The organism is Novipirellula artificiosorum, assembly GCF_007860135.1.
In the GTDB taxonomy this organism is placed as follows: Bacteria; Planctomycetota; Planctomycetia; order Pirellulales; family Pirellulaceae; genus Novipirellula_A; species Novipirellula_A artificiosorum.
Genome location: NZ_SJPV01000001.1, coordinates 589,182 through 606,684 on the forward strand (window position 1 = coordinate 589,182; position 17,503 = coordinate 606,684).

Annotated in this window: 11 protein-coding genes; 4 read left to right on the plus strand and 7 right to left on the minus strand. The window is 55.3% G+C overall.

Annotation, left to right across the window (positions count from 1 at the left end; genetic code table 11):
- Positions 1-18: 18 nt before the first annotated feature.
- From Poly41_RS01980 to Poly41_RS01990, 3 genes are read right to left on the minus strand one after another with little or no spacing between them, the layout of a single operon-like run.
- Positions 19-960, minus strand: a complete 942-nt coding sequence (locus tag Poly41_RS01980; RefSeq protein ID WP_146524233.1) for a CNNM domain-containing protein — start codon at positions 958-960, stop codon at positions 19-21.
- The gene (locus Poly41_RS01985) at positions 957-2,237 is read right to left on the minus strand and encodes a CNNM domain-containing protein (RefSeq protein ID WP_231615334.1); all 1,281 of its coding nucleotides are present in this window, start codon (positions 2,235-2,237) and stop codon (positions 957-959) included. Before Poly41_RS01985 ends, Poly41_RS01980 begins: the two co-directional genes overlap by 4 nt.
- The gene (locus Poly41_RS01990) at positions 2,234-4,003 is read right to left on the minus strand and encodes an ABC transporter permease (protein WP_146524234.1); all 1,770 of its coding nucleotides are present in this window, start codon (positions 4,001-4,003) and stop codon (positions 2,234-2,236) included. Before Poly41_RS01990 ends, Poly41_RS01985 begins: the two co-directional genes overlap by 4 nt.
- Positions 4,004-4,300: 297 nt before the next feature.
- Here Poly41_RS01990 and Poly41_RS01995 point away from each other — a divergent pair, with 297 nt between their 5' ends.
- From Poly41_RS01995 to Poly41_RS02010, 4 genes are all read left to right on the plus strand, one after another.
- The gene (locus tag Poly41_RS01995; protein ID WP_146524235.1) at positions 4,301-4,495 is read left to right on the plus strand and encodes a Flp family type IVb pilin; all 195 of its coding nucleotides are present in this window, start codon (positions 4,301-4,303) and stop codon (positions 4,493-4,495) included.
- 4 nt (positions 4,496-4,499) lie between these two features.
- Positions 4,500-4,997 (plus strand): hypothetical protein, encoded by a 498-nt coding sequence (locus tag Poly41_RS02000; protein WP_146524236.1) that lies wholly within the window; start codon positions 4,500-4,502, stop codon positions 4,995-4,997.
- Positions 4,998-5,213: 216 nt separating this feature from the next.
- Complete coding sequence (locus Poly41_RS02005) at positions 5,214-7,262, plus strand: PTS sugar transporter subunit IIA (RefSeq protein WP_146524237.1); 2,049 nt, start codon at positions 5,214-5,216, stop codon at positions 7,260-7,262.
- 128 nt (positions 7,263-7,390) lie between these two features.
- Complete coding sequence (locus Poly41_RS02010) at positions 7,391-10,363, plus strand: carboxypeptidase regulatory-like domain-containing protein (RefSeq protein WP_146524238.1); 2,973 nt, start codon at positions 7,391-7,393, stop codon at positions 10,361-10,363.
- A gap of 60 nt (positions 10,364-10,423) precedes the next feature.
- On the opposite strand, the gene Poly41_RS02015 is transcribed toward Poly41_RS02010, so the two are convergent.
- The 4 genes from Poly41_RS02015 to Poly41_RS02030 form a co-directional block, all read right to left on the minus strand.
- On the minus strand, positions 10,424-11,737 hold the full coding sequence (locus Poly41_RS02015) for a DUF3748 domain-containing protein (protein ID WP_146524239.1): 1,314 nt from the start codon (positions 11,735-11,737) through the stop codon (positions 10,424-10,426).
- Positions 11,734-13,179, minus strand: a complete 1,446-nt coding sequence (locus Poly41_RS02020) for a sulfatase (protein WP_146524240.1) — start codon at positions 13,177-13,179, stop codon at positions 11,734-11,736. The genes Poly41_RS02015 and Poly41_RS02020 overlap by 4 nt, the downstream gene beginning before the upstream one ends.
- Positions 13,180-13,229: 50 nt before the next feature.
- Positions 13,230-15,242 (minus strand): right-handed parallel beta-helix repeat-containing protein, encoded by a 2,013-nt coding sequence (locus tag Poly41_RS02025; RefSeq protein ID WP_146524241.1) that lies wholly within the window; start codon positions 15,240-15,242, stop codon positions 13,230-13,232.
- A gap of 68 nt (positions 15,243-15,310) precedes the next feature.
- Positions 15,311-17,221 (minus strand): glycoside hydrolase family 97 protein, encoded by a 1,911-nt coding sequence (locus tag Poly41_RS02030; RefSeq protein ID WP_146524242.1) that lies wholly within the window; start codon positions 17,219-17,221, stop codon positions 15,311-15,313.
- Between the last annotated feature and the right edge of the window lie 282 nt (positions 17,222-17,503).

The following is a 17,503-nucleotide window of genomic DNA, read 5'->3' on the forward strand; positions in this document are numbered from 1 at the left end:
TGGGGGTGGTGTCCTCGACTACTTAATCAGCGGTTGCAGCAATTGGCGTCGAGTGACCACGTTTCGCATCTCGCCCTGTTCGTCGACCAGCACGGCGACGTCACTTTTGGCGTCGTAGAGTCGAAGCAGGATACGCAAATGCCGATCGGTGACTCGGCCTCGGATCACCGGTTTGATCTCCAACACGGGGTCAACGGCACAAAGGTCGGCATACCGTAAAAAACCGACGATTCGGCCGCCTCGCTTGACCAACAAAATCGGATGATTACTCCGTCGAGCGCGGTACTTCGCTGTCACCAGATCGACAGGTGCGTCGACGATTGCCAATCGTTGCAGAGGGACCCCAAACGATATCGCTGGCTGGTTGCCGACTTCGAACAGATTCTGCGCCAAAGCCCGTTGGCCTGCTGACAAAATACCCGCGGCGTGTCCATCACGAAGCACTTGATCGAGCTCCCCACGTGCCATCACCAATCGCACTCGGAAAGGCGTTTCCCCCGTGATCATTCGCAATGCATTGCCGAGAAGCCCGAGGATCAACGTGATAGGTGCGAACAAAACGGTGGCCAACAACAGGGCAGGGCGGGTCGCTTTTAACAATCGATAGGGAGCGTGAAAGAAAAGGTACTTCGGCAACAACTCACCAAGCACAAACACGATCGGCGTCAACAAAATGGGGCCAGCAAGTTCGGCGACCGAATGGTGCCCGAACCAGGCAACGGTTGCCATCACGATGGCGAACGAAACCAAGTAGTTTGCGACGTTGTTCCCCACCAACATGGTTGCAACAAAGATCGCCGGATGATTGAGCAGCCAAACGATCGCTCGCGCCATCCGTGAACCGCTCAACCCGTCGAGCACAAGTCGTGTCCGTGAAACACGGTAAAGACCGGTTTCACTGCCGCTGAAAAACGCGCTGAGCATCAAGCCTATCAAAAAGAACACGACAGCAATCATCATTGCGACAACTCCGCCAGCGGTTCGGCGGTGGGGGGCAACCCGACTTCGATCCAAACACCATTCTCGGTTTCTTCGACAACCCGTAACCGATATCGGTCGAGCATCGCTTCGTCGCCAACTCTCGGCAATCGTTCGTTATGGCGCTGGATCAACCCCGCCACCGTGGTCACACCTTCTTCTCGTGTTTCAATCCCTAGATGTTTCGATAACGCCCTGGCACTGACCGATCCAAACACACGGTAATACGCGGGTGCAAGCTCTTGTATCGATGCTTCGCCAAGTGTTTCGTCCTCAAGGTCTCGTCGAGCTGCGAAAACGCGTCTTAGAATGTCGTCCATGGTCACCGCACCCAGTGCTTCACCAAATTCATTCACGACGACCGCGACGCTGCGGTCTTCATCCTTCAATTGGTCAAGCACCTGGGAAATCCGAGCGGACCAAGGAGCATAAATCACCGGCTCCATCGCTCCGGCCATGTCATCCATTTGGCTCGGACGCAACAACCGCAAGGGAATCACGCCCGTGATCGTATCCCCCTCGCAGTCGGTGACCATCATGTAACCGCCGGGGGGGCTTTCGGACGGAAGCGATGTGCCGATTTCACTGACCTTGCAGAGCATCAATTTGCTGCGCAGTCGCATCCATTCGCCGACTCGCGTTTCCGCCATTTCAACCAGTCCTTGAAGCACCAGCCGTTCTCGCTGCAATAAGGCAGCGTCGTCGGTTCCAAGTTCAATGGCTCGTTCGATATCCGCCAAGTCGATTTCGGGTTCGGGGCGAAACGACGGCCACAGCAAGCGACTGGCCGCGAGATTGGTCGTCTTGACCAACGGCAGCACGGGGCTGACGATCGTGACCGCCAAGTTCATGGGAGCGGCAACGACCAGACAGATACGATACGGCGAGAGAACCGCAATGCTCTTGGGCAACATCTCGCTAAGGAAGATAATCACCATCAAACTTCCGAAGCTGAACCCCACGGCGACCGAGGGACCCGCGGTTGGATCCACGCGAAGTTTTCCGCCCAAGATCGATGCGATGGCAAAGTACGTCATGTTGATCAGCAGATTCCAGAACAGAATCGCCGACAGCAACCGATCGGAATCGGACAAAAGCGATATCGCAATTCGGCCAGCGATACCGGAACGTTTCAGTCGCTTACGCTCGCGATGGGGAAGTGAAAAAAAAGCTGCCTCGCTTCCGCTGAACAGGCCACTCAGCAGAATACAGATCATCATGGCCAACAGCCAAATCCATGCGTCCAGCAGCGTGCTCAAGCGGAATCTCCTCCAGCCCCACGATCACGTTCGAGTGATACCTCAAACTCGCTCAATGCAGGAATCATCATGGCAGCCGTCGTAAATCCATAGCCAACCACCAATGGAAAAACAACAAACAGATGATCGGTTTGCAGTAAAAACTGTGTGATGGCGTAAAACGTAATCAAAGGCAACAAAAAGGAAGCGGCAAAGATTGCAGAAGACGGATTGCGCCATCCCAGTGAAGCAAACAGGGCTGCTCCACCACCAAGAATCATGACCAAGAACGGAGCCAACTGCAATTGAAATGCCCCACGAAAGCTGACCATGATCGTCATGCAGATCGCAATCCCAACGCACAAGAAGAAAACCGTTCCCAGACTGGCCAAGGTTGCCGTTCGCCCAGCAACGTAATTCAACCCCGAGTGAATTCCAAGCATGGTGACGAAGACATACAGCATGATCGCTCCAACAAACAGATAGGTCGCATTCTCCACCGTGATCACGCCCGTCGCTGCCATGTAGATCACCAACAACAGGGGCAAAAGGATCATCTCTTTGGCAACATACAGCACGCCTAGCAATTTGCCGAAGACAAACTCGCTTGGCGAGATATCCGTCACCAGCAACAAATCGAGCGCCAAGCCGTCGCGTTCGCCCGTCACCGCGTTGACGGCGAGCGCATTGACCAACACAAGGCTGACAATTCCAAGGATAGCAAGTGGCAACGTTGCCGAAGGAAGGGCGCGGCCAACGCGACCAGCGGGTTCCAACGCCACACCGCTTTGAACTTGCGCGTAAATCGCCGCGGCGATCAACAGGAACAGCAAGGCAAAGGCAACTCGGATGACGACCACTTTTCGACCATAGGCCCAAGTGCAGACTTCACGCCACAAAATAGGATTTTTCCACACCTGTTTTGCAGGACGGACTTTCCAACTCGCCGGCTCGGCAACCTGCGAAACTTCCTCCGACCTCTCAGGTTCAGGGGCTTTCAATCGTACCTCACGCGACGGATTCCAAACCCGGACCTTGGCAACACCAAACGTCAAAACAGCAAGCGACAAGAGCACGGAAACCAAAACGAAAAGGCTGGCGCCAATCGCCGTCTCATTCGATAGACTCGCCAGCGGCGAGGAGGCAGCAAACAGAGTGCGTGGGGCACTCAGCGCCAAGCTAACCGTTTTAGGAAAGACCCCGCTCATGGCGACCAACTCGCCAACGGCAAGCATCATCAACAACAGCAGCACGGTCAACGCAATCGCCTGGAATGTTTTTTCTCGCCATAGCCCGACCACCGTTCCAACCGATCCGGCCAGCACGATGGCTGCCGCCGTGACGACAAAAACGCTGATCACTTGACCAGGAGAAACGCCCCCGAGGAGCGGGAGGACCAGAAACAAGGGCAGGGCACAAACCAACAGCGACAAGGGCCCCAGCAAACTGGCCATCAATTTGCCGATCACGACTTCAAAGCCGCTGAGTCGCGTCATCAGTAAGAGGATCAGGGTCCGTCGGTCTTTTTCCTGAGCGACGCTGCTCGCCGCCCCGACGGCCGCCAAGCTGCTGAGGACCAGCAATTGAAGGGGCGAGAGGACTGCAAACATCCAACCACCGAAACGTGCCGAATCGGAGGTTGTCAGCAACGAACGCGATCCGTCGAGTACCAAATATCCCGTGCACAGTAGTAGAAACAGAACCAAGACATAGAGGCTTCGAGCGAGATAGGTTTTCGGTCGTTTGGGAACGACCATCGCCTCGCGGTTAAAAACGGGTCCGAGCATAGGAATTCAAGCTGATTTTCAATGAAAAGAAGGGGCCGAAGTCTGCCAACACCTTAGCAAACCGTGGGCAAACAGGCAGCTACCCCGCGAACGAGGCAGGGACGGGGATGAACCGATTTATCGGAACAATCGTCCTAAACGGCAAAAAATGTTGCCTGGCATGAACTTTCACTGCCGCAGTGCACTCGCAACGACGTCTCTACGAGCTGCAGCGAACTATGGTTTTGGTGAGAGAGGATCCTATGGATTTTTGGGCAGGATCCCGGATAGAAGCAGCGAATCACTGGGCCAGTCACCATGACAAAAGCAACTCGTTTGAGCGGAATCATCGCATTCTTGAGCGATGAAGATGCTGCAACCGCGATCGAATACGCCGTCATGCTCGCTTTGATCATTGGCGTTTGCGCTGGCTCGGTTTCTTTTCTGGCCACTCAGACCAAAGACAGCTTCGATACGTCCGGAGCCGCCATCAATGGCGCGATCGGCAGCTAATCCCATGAAATGGAAATCGCTCTCATCGATGTCGACGCGGAAATACGTGGTCGCGGACCCGCACGTCCAAGGGGCGATCCTGCGCCGCGTCGTTCTCTATGCGTTGGCGGCTGTGTTGTATTACTGCGTCGTGCTCTTCTTTTCGGTCTACGCATCCGACCGAGATGGCACTCAGGCTGATCGCTGGATTGCATTGCTTGACAACGCGATCACATGGCTTCCTGGACTGTGCGTTCTCGGTCCCATCGCTGCCTACGATTTGCTGAGCACCACCAACCGCTTCGCGGGTCCGGTTTGTCGATTGCGTCGCGAAATGAAGTTGCTGATTGACGACCAAAGCCCGGCTCCCTTGCGGTTTCGCGACAAGGACCATTGGTGTGAGATGGCTGATCTGTTTAACGAGCTTCGTGAGGAAATGCTTGAACTTCGCGAACATGCGAAACAAAACGCAGCCGATCGATCCGCAGCGAGCGCAGAAGACTTGGCGGAAGTGCTGATCTAGGGCATTTTCAGGAAGGACGCCAGGGAAAAGGGGTCAGGAACCCATAGTGCGAAGCACCCTTCGGGCCATTTGGCCATTCGTTCCTGACCCCTTTTCCGATTCAAGCTTCGGCGACTCCATGGAGTCACCGCATCTCACGTCGCTCTTGACGGTTCCTTGTGTCATAATCGGGCAGTCTACCTCGACATGCTTTTCGCGAACCATGGGTCTGTCTGAATGCAGTTGCTTGAAAAATCGTTCCGCAAAGATCGTTGCATCCTTGGGCTGGAAGCAACAGGCCTTGAAGAGGCGATCCACAAAATCACTGCGGAGCTGATCCGGCGAGAGCTGATTGATGAGACACAGCGAGACGGGATCAGCCATCAACTTCTCGAACGGGAACGGACCTCGGCGACGGCAATTGGCCGCGCGGTCGCAGTACCTCACGCTTACAGTGACGTGCTGAAGGAACCCTTGGTTATCTTTGCACGCTTGAATCACCCGATCAACGTCGGAGCCATGGACGGTGTCCCGGTCTCTTACATTTTCATGTTGATCGGCCCCGAAGACGCAGCGAAGCAGCACATCGATACGCTTGCGGCCATTGCTCGATTCATGAGCGACTCGGAAGCGCGATTTGAATTGCGACATGCAAAAGGACCGGCTGGGCTCGCCGAAGCGTTCCGGCACTACCAAACTCGGAACGAACCCGTAACCCTGGTCGGCGAAACGGATCGCTTTCGAGGACTCCGCTGGACCGGGCGTTTTGCTGGTGGAATGATCGATGATCTCCGCCGTCGAGCTCCCCGATACATGTCGGATATTCGCGATGGATTACACACCAAGAGTATCGCATCGACGATGTTTTTGTTCTTCGCTTGCTTGGCACCCACGGTCACGTTTGGGGGAGTCATCGGCGTCGGGACGAACGGCCAGATCGGGGCGGTCGAGACGATTCTTGCCACGGCGATCGGAGGTGCCCTCTATGCGCTCGTCGCCGGACAGCCGCTCAATATCCTCGGGACGACCGGTCCGCTGCTGGTCTTCATCACAACGCTCTATCAGCTCTGCTACCAACTTGAACTGCCGTTCTTACCAACCTATGCCTGTGTCAGTTTGTGGGCAGGCGGCTTGACGATTCTGTTTGCGGTGACAGACGCCAGTTTTCTGATGCGGTTTTTCACGCGGTTTACCGATGAGATCTTTGCAGCCCTGATCTCGATGATCTTTATCTATGAGGCGATCTCGTCGCTGGTCCGGGAATCTCAAGATATCAACGACCTTGAAAACCCATCGCACGCACTGCTGACGTTGCTGCTGGCACTCGGCACCCTGTACCTTGCGATGAACTTACAAGCGTTTCGACGCAGCCGGTTCCTGGTTCCTTGGATGCGAGAATGGCTCGGTGATTTTGGTCCGACGATTGCCTTGGTTGCAATGAGTGTGATTGCGTTTTGGCTAAGCAACGTCAATCTCGCTCGCTTGGACATTCCGGATCAGTTCGCGCCCTCGCTTCACGGTGGCCGCGCTTGGCTGGTGAATCCGATGGACGCGCCACGGTGGGTCTGGTGGGCGTCTGCCATTCCTGGGCTGCTTGGTGCGGTGCTGATCTATCTCGACCAGAACATCACCGCTCGGTTGGTGAATAGCCCAGACCATCGGCTTCGCAAAGGTCCAGCGTACCATTGGGATCTGGGCGTGATCGGAGTGATGGCCGCGGTGTTCAGCCTGTTTGGTCTCCCTTGGCTGGTCGCTGCAACCGTTCGCTCTTTGAATCATGTTCGTAGCCTCGCGGATGTCGAAGAAGTCGTTTTGCCAGGGGGCGAGCGCCGTGACAAAATCATTCATGTTCGCGAAACGCGGATCACTGGATTTGCGATTCACATCGGGATCGGATGTTCGCTGATCGCGCTGTCGCTGTTGAAACTCGTTCCGATGGCGGTGCTCTACGGCATGTTCTTGTTCATGGGCTTGGTCTCGATGCGTGGCAATCAATTCCTCGAGCGTTTAACCTTGTTGCCGATGGAACGTAGTTTGTATCCACAAACGCACTACATTCGCCGGGTCCCGGCATTGACCATTCATCTCTATACCGCGTTGCAACTGGTTTGCCTGGCGGCGTTGTGGATTACCAAGAGCACGGCCATTGCGATCGTCTTTCCCTTGTTCATTGCGTTACTGGTTCCGATCCGGATTCTGGCCAACCGTTTCTTCAAGCCAGAGTACCTCGCGGCCCTTGACGCCGCCGAAACGCCGAGTGAATCGAGTAGCAGTTTGCCGGGCTAACCGAGTGCGTCGATGCCGTGATCGGGCGGCGACTCACCTTTTGCTAAGGGATCGGATAGGATGAAAGGGACTTGATCCGAGACGTCCCGATCGCCCTTTTCCTGAGCAATATCGTCAAGAGTAGATCCATGAACCCTCTATTACTTCTACGAGCTGTTTTCGTCGCGTTTTTCCTTGGGTCGGTTGGCTTCGATCTCGCTGTGTCGAGATCTTTCGCGGAGGAACAAAGCGAAGAGCCAATTGAGATCACGGGGAAGGTCCTGACAGCCAAGGGTGAGGCAGCCGTCGGCGCAACGATCCGCCTCACCATGCGTCAATCCATGCTTGACGAGTCGTGTACTGCGGACGACGAAGGCAACTTTGCGATTGTCGCGAGCGTTCAACGCAAGCTGTTGCCCAGCCTGTGGATCCGATCCGAGAGCTTCGACGGACAACAACTCGGATTTGATTCCCTGCCATCCGATGGCCAGCAGGTCAACACGCAGGGACTGGAGATTCAACTTGGCGATACGAAAACGGGTCGCGTGTCGGTTGTCGACAGCGATGGCAATCCCGTCGAAAACGCTTCCTTTGCGGTTCAGCTTGGGTACCCAACAACGTTGACGGAAATGGCAACCGACGCAACCGGCATGATCACCTTTCGCTACCCCGAAGCGTCCCGAATCGAAGCCATCGTCGCCTGGAAAAAGGACTTCGGATTGGACTATCGCGTCTATCGATTGCCGCGGGCTCAACGTGCAGATGCATTGGCAGATGTGCCAGAGTTTCCGACCGATGAGGGGGAAACACTCTCGCTTGACGGCGCCACGCCGTTTCGTATCCGCGCTGTCGATGATGCGGGACATCCGATTTCGGCAATCCGCTTTTACCCCTGGCTGTTGCAAAAAGATCCCCAAGGCGAACATTTGAATCTGAGCTACTTCGCGGATGAGTTCAGCGAAACAACAGACGAGGATGGCGAGGTTGAATTCCAATGGATGCCCGCTTGGCAAAAGTCTGCGGTAACGGTTTGGCCGATGTCGGAGGAGTTCGTTCACACACGAGGCAGCTATGACCCGATGAGCGGCCAGGGATTGTTAGAAATGAAACTTGACCGCCTCGTCCCCCTGCGCGGCCAGGTGACCAATGGGGAAGGCAACCCGGTTGCGGGGATTACGGTCGCGGTTGCCGGCAAAGGCTATTCAATGGACAGCGTCCGAAGGACGACGACAACCGATGAGCTGGGGAACTACGAGCTGCTTGTTCCACCCGAGATGATCTATTTGGTGGTCGTCAAAGATGATCAATGGGCCTCGAGCCCGCAGGATGGGTTTGCCGTTCGTGCGAACCAGCCGGTCGAAAACAAGAACTTTGAACTGCGTAAAGCGACTCGCGTGTTCGGCAAGCTGACGGAGACAGGAACCGGCGAACCGATCCCAACGCAGCGAATCTATGTGTACCAATATGGCGCCGACCTCCCCTCGCTTGAGGGCGTTGAACTCGCCAACCCGGAAAAGAGCCGCTATTGGGTCCAGCCGATGCAGGTCTATAGCACGATGACCGATGAAAAAGGAGCGTTCGAATTCTCACTGGGTAACGGCAGCTTTGACATCCGTCCGCCGCAACAGGGAAAAGCTGAGAAGTTTGAAATTGACGGTGAACCAGAACTGCAGTGGAACCTAGCAACAGTGCTCCCCCAAGAAGTGGAGCTGACCGGCATCGTTGTCAAGGACGAGGATGAGAAACCGGTGGGTTCCGCAAACCTTGAAGGAGTGCCACAGGACTTTGGAAGCAGCGATTGGCGAGCAACCACAACGGAGAACGGAACGTTCCGCGTGATGCGAAAGAAGGAATCAACCTATGTGCATGTCCGAAACCCCGGCAGAACACTTGCTGCGATTGCGATCGTGAAGCCGGAAGATCGAGAGGTTGAGATTCGGGTCAAACCAACGGGTACGGTCCGCGGGAGACTTTTGTCGCCGGAAACCCAGGAACCTTGGCCGGGTCAAAAGTTGGCCTATGGCATTGATGTCCCTGATGAGGGCAACCGGACTTGGAGCACCCGTTTCGGCGGCAGCGTTGTGACGGACGAAAAAGGGAATTTTGAAATCAAAGGATTGGTCGGCGGATTGGATTATTCGGTGAACCTCGGAACAACGGATGAGGGGAGGTATCACACGTTGCCGAACTTTGCTGTTGAGCCCGGAGAGTCCAAAGACCTGGGTGATGTTCAGGCACCTCCACCGCCGCGACCGTACGTTCCACCCACCTTGGAAGAACGAATCGCGAAAGCGTTTGAAGTCGAGGGGACGCCGACCGAGCGATACGCTAAGGCGCTTCGATCGATCAAGCTGGTCAAGCAACACCTACTGATTGTGTTCGGTAAGCCAGAGGATCCCCGTATTCATCGACTGATGGAAATTCGCTATCAAGACAAGGACTTCTACAGCGTACGCGACGAGTTTCGCTTCATGGCGATTCCAACCGATCAGGAACGATTGGAAACGGCTCGGACGTTGGCGAAACAGATTGGCGAACCGATCATAGGTGACCGAGGTAACTTTTTCCTGGTCTTATTTAATTCCGACGCGGAAAAGGTGGACCAAACCGAGGGAAGCGAGCTTTGCGTGGCCGACGAACTCTCGAAAGAGAAGTTGATCGATTGGTTACGCAGTCATCAGACGGAAATGCCAGACGCTCGCACGGTACTTGACAATGCACTGAAACAGGCAAAGGAGCACGACAAACGAGTGATCGTTCAAGAAACGGCAACGTGGTGTGGACCTTGTCACATGTTGTCGCGATTCCTCGAAGACAACCGCGTTTGGGAAACAGACTATATTCTGGTAAAGATGGATCACCGCTTACCCGGTGCCCGAGACGTGATGAAAGAGATCCGCGATGGAGCTGATGGAGGCATTCCTTGGTACGCGATTCTTGATGCGTCGGGCACGAAGCTTGTTACATCGAATGAACCCGATGACGGACAGAACATCGGTTACCCTTCGAGCAAAACCGGACAAGCCCACTTCGCCAACATGCTTAACCAAACGCGACAACGTATGAGTGAAGAGCAAGTCAAACAGTTGGTCAGCAAATTGTCACGTGACGACAATCCGTAAGGGTGGCTGCTGTTCCGACGAATCACAGAACGACCCCAAGAAACGATCGGTTGTTTTGTCTCATGGGTTCCGTTGGGTTGAAACAAGAAAAATGTGGTTGCGGATGCCATCGGCGGTCTCGATGGCTCGGACAAAGGCGATGTCGCGACCATCGGGGGAATAGACGACCGCTTCGCCACGCGGCGGGCTGTCGGTTGGCTTTGTCGGTTCGCGAGTCAACGGCACGACGCCGCCGCTTTCCACGTCGACCTCGCAAACTCGGTCCCCAATCACACACGCAATCGCTCGACCATCGTTTCGAAACGTGAACGCAGACTGAACGGGTTGGTCACCGTCGGTCAGTTGGCAAAGCGATTCGCCACATGGATCGACGAGCCACAATTGGTTCTTACCCAAGTCGTCTTTCATCAAGAACGCAATCTTGCATCCATCGGGACTGCTTCGTGGCCAATGCCGAACGTCACCCAGGCCGGGATAGCGACGGTTGCCCGTGTAGGTGAGTCGGCGCTGCGTCGTTCCACGGGGCGGGGCAGGGCGGGTCGTCGGTGTGCCACAAACGAGTTCGTCATCGGACAGACCCACATCGTTGGCAACATCAACGACAAACAACTCCGACAACTTAGCGCCCGACGCATCGACGGTATCACCGATAAATGCCAATGCTCGGCTCTGACGCGACCCCTCTTTTCGGAGATAACCATGGGTACCAATCCATGCGTCGCTATAAGCACGGCTGATTTCGTCACTTCCAGACGTGGGTGTGTCGGTTGTCCGTGTGACGAGTACGCTAAACATTGCGCCGTCGTGATTGCGAGGATGCGACTTTGGCACCGAAACCGAACGCGTTGGCAGCGAGACACCGACGTTTCGCTGATTCAACTGCGACAGCTTTCGGTGCTCCGCATGGGCGAGGACATGATCCTCGTACGTGAAACTGACGCAAGCACCGTCACCACTAAAAACATGCAGGTGCGTCCCACCGCGCAGGGCGCCGGGAGTGAACGGAGCGACCAAATCACGGGCGTCAAGATTCTTGGCAGCTTTCGTCGAGGGTTGGACCAAGACACCACGACGATGGCAAGCGGCATACTGCCAGTCCGGCGTCGGATTTTCAGGGCCGTGAATGAAAACGATTTCGTCGCGTACAGGGTTCGCCGTCACCACACCAACGTTGGCACCGCGATTCGCAGCGAAAACGAGTTCGGTTTCTCCGGATTCGACACAGACCCGCTCAATCCGATTCCCATCGAATTGGGCACCCGATCGATCACTGCGAACATCGTAATAAATCCATCTGCCGTCGTGCGACCAGACAGCGGCATTGGTCAAGAGATGATTGGTCGATCCAGATGTGAGTTGTCGCGGATTGGTCATTTTTGCATCGCGCGGCGAGCATGCATTTGATCAAGCGTTTGCTGAAGTTCCTTCGTTAGCCTTGCCGTGAGAGCGGGTTTCGCATCGCTTAAGTCACGCTGCTCGGCAAGGTCATCGTTCAGATCGTACAGTTCACTTCGTTGATCTTCGTCAAAATAGATGATCTTCAAATCTCCTCGACGCATTGCCGATTGAGGACGGGTCTTGCTGACCGCAAAATCATCGACACCAATCGTATCAATCGCCTTGGCAAAACCCGATTCGGGATGATAGTAGGGAAAATGCCAAACCAAGTTGCGGCTGGGTAGCAAGTCCGCGTTCTCAAACAAGGGTCGAAGGTTGATTCCGTCGAGTCCGCGATGTTCCCCGGACGTTCCTCCTGCAATGTCAACGAACGTTGGCAACAGATCATACCCAATCACGGGCGTATCACACTGTGATGCGGCAGCAACTTTGCCTGGCCACCGCACGAGCATCGGAACACGAATGCCGCCCTCGTAGAGATTCCATTTGGAACCGCGGAGCGGGGCGTTGCTGGTGAATTCGGGATGGCCACCGTTGTCCGATAGAAACACAACGAGCGTGTTGCTGCGCTGCCCTGAGTCATCGATGGCTTGTAGCAACCTACCGACATGATGATCAAACGTTTCGAGGAATGCGGCGTACTCAAGCCGCTGGTTCCGCTTGGGGGCATCCGCCGGGATTCGGCTTTCATACTCGTCGACCAACCATCGACATCGATTCTTGACGGGCGTGTGAACGTAGAACGACGACGCAAACAGGAAGTACGGCCGGTGGTGTTTGGATGCGACGAAATCGATGGTTTTTTGCACGAGCGTATCCGCTGCGAACAGCCCCTCCGCGGTTGGCTCGGGATGCTCCTTTTCGGCTTGGGTCCATCCATAGGGATGAGCACCAAAGTCTTCAACCGCCACGTCGAAACCCTGCTTGGAAGGAGCAAACTCGGGATGCCAGGCTTGATAAACACCGTTGTAGTGTTGGCTGACGTGCCATTTCCCGAAAAATGCGGTTTGGTAACCCAACGGCCCAAGCGTTTCAGCGATCGTGGTTTCCGACAATGGCAAGTTCAACGTAAACGGTGGTGATTGCAGTGGATAGTTCTCGCCAAGTTCTTGTTGGCCAGGATTATTCTTGGTCACAAACTCGAAACCAACTCGCGGCACCGCTTTCCCCGTCAAGATACTCGCACGCGCCGCCGAACAGATCGGGGCGGGCGAGTAAGCGTCCGTGAACCGCATGCCCTCTTTAGCCAGACGGTCGATGTTGGGGGTCCGGTGATAGGAATGACCGTAACACCCCAGGTCGGACCAAGCTAAATCATCGGCCAAAATGAAAACGATGTTCGGCTGCGGAGACGCACCAAGACAAAACGACGGCGTGGCAAACAAAGCGAGCCAGAGGAAGGGATAGAATCGTTTCATGGTTGCTCCAAGATCATGGTTGCTTCAAGAATCGAAGACACGGCTCATTGCTACGGAAGCATGGACGACTGGGGAACCGCGCCACGATCCAAAACCGGCAAGCCACGCCAGACACAAAAGACGTTCTCACCCTGTTTCAGATTTTGAAAGGGCCCGGGCCGTGCATGGCCGTTGGGGGCAATGGGACTTCCCCAGTAATCCTCGTCGATGGACGGGTGATCGTTGCTGCCAACCTGATCAGGGTTCAAGGGAACGAACAAGGTCAACTCGTGCGTTTGTGGCTTGTAAGAGACCGAAATCCCCTGCGTCAGCACACTGTGCTGGTCGTTCGCTAGCCCATGGCTTTGCCAAAATGCCTGCCATTGATCAAAGGTCAACTTCGCTTTCTTGCCATCATCGATCGATGCTTCCCCCGTGGAGAGGTGCCCCAAGTCTTGGTCGACCAAAGCGATGAACTCCGCTGGGTTCCAAGGTGACGGCTTGTCACTGGCACTATTGACGATAAAAGCCCGTTGGTCGGCACTGGCATCGTAAACGTTGTGATCCAACCGTTGAGGCCCACTGAGATGCGATGGGTAATTGATGTCCATTATCACACGGTGGTTGACAAACAGGTTGTTGAAGAGCGAGTGGTGATAGGTTCGTGTTCGCGATGTCACTTGGTAAATGTAGGCTCCCTGACCATTGCGGCTTTCCGTGGGACTGTTTGCGAACAGATTGTGGATCACGGTCGATCCCGATGCATCGTGAACATAAAACTGGTTTAGCGTGTTTCCGATCACAATGTTATGGTCGACGAAGGCGGAATCCCAATCCTGGTCGCTCATCTCCAAGAAGATCCCTTTAACGCCGTTGTTGACAATTAGATTTCGAGAGATTCTCGTGCCAGGAAAGCGATTGTCGAGCCAGACACCGTCGTTCAGTGGGTTGTTAGCGATGTAGTTTCGTTCGATCCGTCCGTCACGAATGTCATGGCACTTGATGCCGGCATGTTCGTAACGTTTGTTTCCAATGAAACCGAGTGTATTGTTCCGCATGATCACGTTATCACAAACCACCATCTCGATGCTGCCCGAACCAATCAGCCCGGCCGCGCCATTGTCGACCAAGTAATTGGCTTCGATTCGATTGCTTGTGCCGAGTGAGTCTTGGTCCGTTTCGATTTCGGGGGCGGGTTCATTGCTGCCGCCCTTGAATCCCACATCGATGGCCACCGTGTTGGCGTAGCGAATCATGTTGTTTCGGACGATCCAATGGTGCCCACCGCGAAGGCCCAACGCTCCGGATTGGGCCCAAATGGGCGTGCTCCAAAAATTGGTTGGATAGTTGTTCCCACAATGTTCGAGCACAAACCCTTCGACAACGATGTGCCCGAGTCCGAGCCGATGCGGCGCGAAAATTCGACGTCGAGTCGTGATTTCTACCACGGATTGTGACGGGATCCGGTCGCCGAAATGAACGTAGATGCGACCCGAGTCCGAGTCGAACGTCCAGCTGTCCGCTTGAAGTTCCACCTCATCGAGAAATGGCTTTTGCTCAAAGAGTTCATCGCCGACAATGATTTGGCCACAGTTGTAGACTAGCTTTGGGTCGCCATAGCCAAAACGATCTTTTTCGGGCTTGCCGTTACGATTGTAGGGAGTCGACGCCATCTCGACACGAAAGGGGTTTGCGCTATCGAGGTAGACATCGTCGGTAAACACCGACTCCTCCGGTACGGCAAAGTAAACGCCATCGGCGTGCTCGGTCCACGTTGGCTGCCAGAGGTCCGAACCCTTGATCAAGACACGCCCCCACTGCTCAGCTCGATAGGTGATCGGTTTACCCGGTTGGCCACCGCGTGGTGGTGAGACCCGTTCGCGATAGATTCCCGCGCGGACCAAAACCGTGTCTCCCGGCATCGCCATCTCGGCTGCGCGGCTGATGGTCCGTACCGGCGCAGATGCGGTCCCTTTCGCATCGTCGGAACCGGTCGTTGCAACGACGAAGGTGTTGGCCAAACAGGGCGAGAGCATGGGCACAAACGAGGCGATGCAAAGGCCGATGCACAGCGAGCGAATCATGGCAAACTCAATAAGAAACTGGCTATCTAAGAAACTGGCTATCGGAGGGTACCGTTGCGGGTGTGGCTTCATTTGGGGGCGATGCGTATCGCTTGCCCACCTTGCGAAGACATTTCAACACGAAGCACGGACGAAGCATCGACGGGGGTGCGTACGATTTGGACCTTCGTCCGGGTGTCGATGGACGGATTGTCGACATAACGGTGCGCAACATAGGAGTGGCCGGAGGCAAGAAAATCCAGCGGAACAATTAGCGTGCGTTCCGTGCCGCTATTCATCGCGCCGATAAACCACTGCTCACCCTTGCGCCGAGCGATCAAGGCGTAGCGACCGATCTCGCCCTGCAGCACGCGAGTCTCATCCCAGGTGGTTGGCAACGCATCAAAAAACTCCAATTCCGGTTCATCCGTAATAAACTTCTCGGCTCGATCCTCATCGGCTGCTGCGGGACGGTCGTACCAATACAAATACTGCCACGGACTGTAGATACAGACGGCCTTGGCAAGTTGGTAGGCGTGAGTGGCATTCTTGTCGACGCGGGACGAGAAATAGCAGACCGTGTTGTCCGCAGGCCCACACAGCATGCGGCTGTAGAGAAGCGTCAATGTGTTGCGATTCGTAGGTGAAGTCTCATCGCCCGCGATGCCCTCGGCGGTCATCAGGTTCGGATACGTCCGCTCGAACCCGGTGGGACGATACTCGTCGTGAACATCGACCATCAATTGATGATCCGCTGCTTTGCGAATCGCATCGTGCAACCAGGTGGTCCATTTTTGCGAGCCGACATTCACGAACCCATACTTCACTCCCGCGATACCCCACGATTGGTAGAGCGGCAAGATTTCATCAAGCTGCTTTTCCAACGCCCGTCGGTTGACATACAAAATCACACCGATCTCGTGCTGTTTTGCGTAGGCAATCACTTCTTGTAACGCCAAGGGTCCCGCGGAACGCTTGGGGTCAACGGTCACGGTGGTTGCATCGGACGCATCGTCGTACTCGTGGCCGTACCATCCGGCATCGAAATGGATGTACTGCAAACCTCGCTTGACTGCAAAATCAACCAGGGCCTTGCCGCCATCGGTCGTCAACGTGACCTCTCGAATGACTTTCCCTGGCTTGATCCACGAAGGTTCCGCGATCGCACAGGGTTCATTCAGGTTCAATACAAGACAGTTGTTTTCGATCAACTCACCCGGTCGGCTCGCGACCATCACAAAACGCCATGGTGTCGATAGGGGAAGCTTCGCCTGAACTTGCCCGTCGAGATGACTGACCAATCCAAATGGCGACCCCTTCAACGGTGCGAACTTCATTCGGGCGAAATCGACGAGCCCGGCTTCACCGATCGCAACATACCGGTCCTCATCTGCCTGGATCGTCAGCGGCCGTTCACAGCCCGGTTTGACTTCACTCAGCCGCGCTTCCTCATAGTCGGCTTGCGCACGGTAAGCGACCCATGTCTTGTGATCGGCCGGAAACTGAAACTCACTCCATTCCGCCTCAATCGTTACCTGATCCAAACCCGATTGCTGAGGTAGGGTGTAGCGAAACGCTAACCCCTCATTGAATGCGCGGAAGGTCACTTGAAGGGTACAGGGTCGCTGACCGAGTGCTTGCAGCTGCAAGCTGACTTCGTTGTAGTGATTACGAACCATGCTTCGTTCGCCACAGATCGGCGTCCACGTTTGGTCAAACGATCCGGTATGCACGTCAACAACTCGAACGCCGTCGGCGCCGGACATCCCCTCTACGTCCAGACCGAGTTGGGAATCGGTAAGCACCGGGCGACCCTTCCACGTTGCGCGATAGGTCAGCAGTTTCTTGATGCCTCCATCGGAATTCACGTCGATCTCGGCCACCAGCAGCCCGTCGGGGGATCGCAACTCTATCGCGTTTGCGTTCGCGTGACAGGCGATCACTAGCATCCCCAAAAAAAGGAAGTGTAAGGACGTTTTGGAGAAAGCATCTGAGTTCATGGTGTGACTCCTTCGCTCACCCATTTCGGGGAGCAAAGCAAAGAGGGGAAAGAGGCGGGAAGGGGGGGCTGACAAATCGATGTTAAGACGTGTCGAAAAGATGGGCGCGAGTTCTGGGCCCTCCCCCTCGCTGCGCTCGACCCCTCCCGCAAGCGGGAGGGGTGGTTTACTTCTCCCTTTGGGAGAGGTCGAGCGGAGCGAGGGAGAGGGTTTCTTGGCACCCGATTGACTTGCTCCATACGACCACTTTCGAATCGTTGATACTTTCCATCGGTCTCCAAA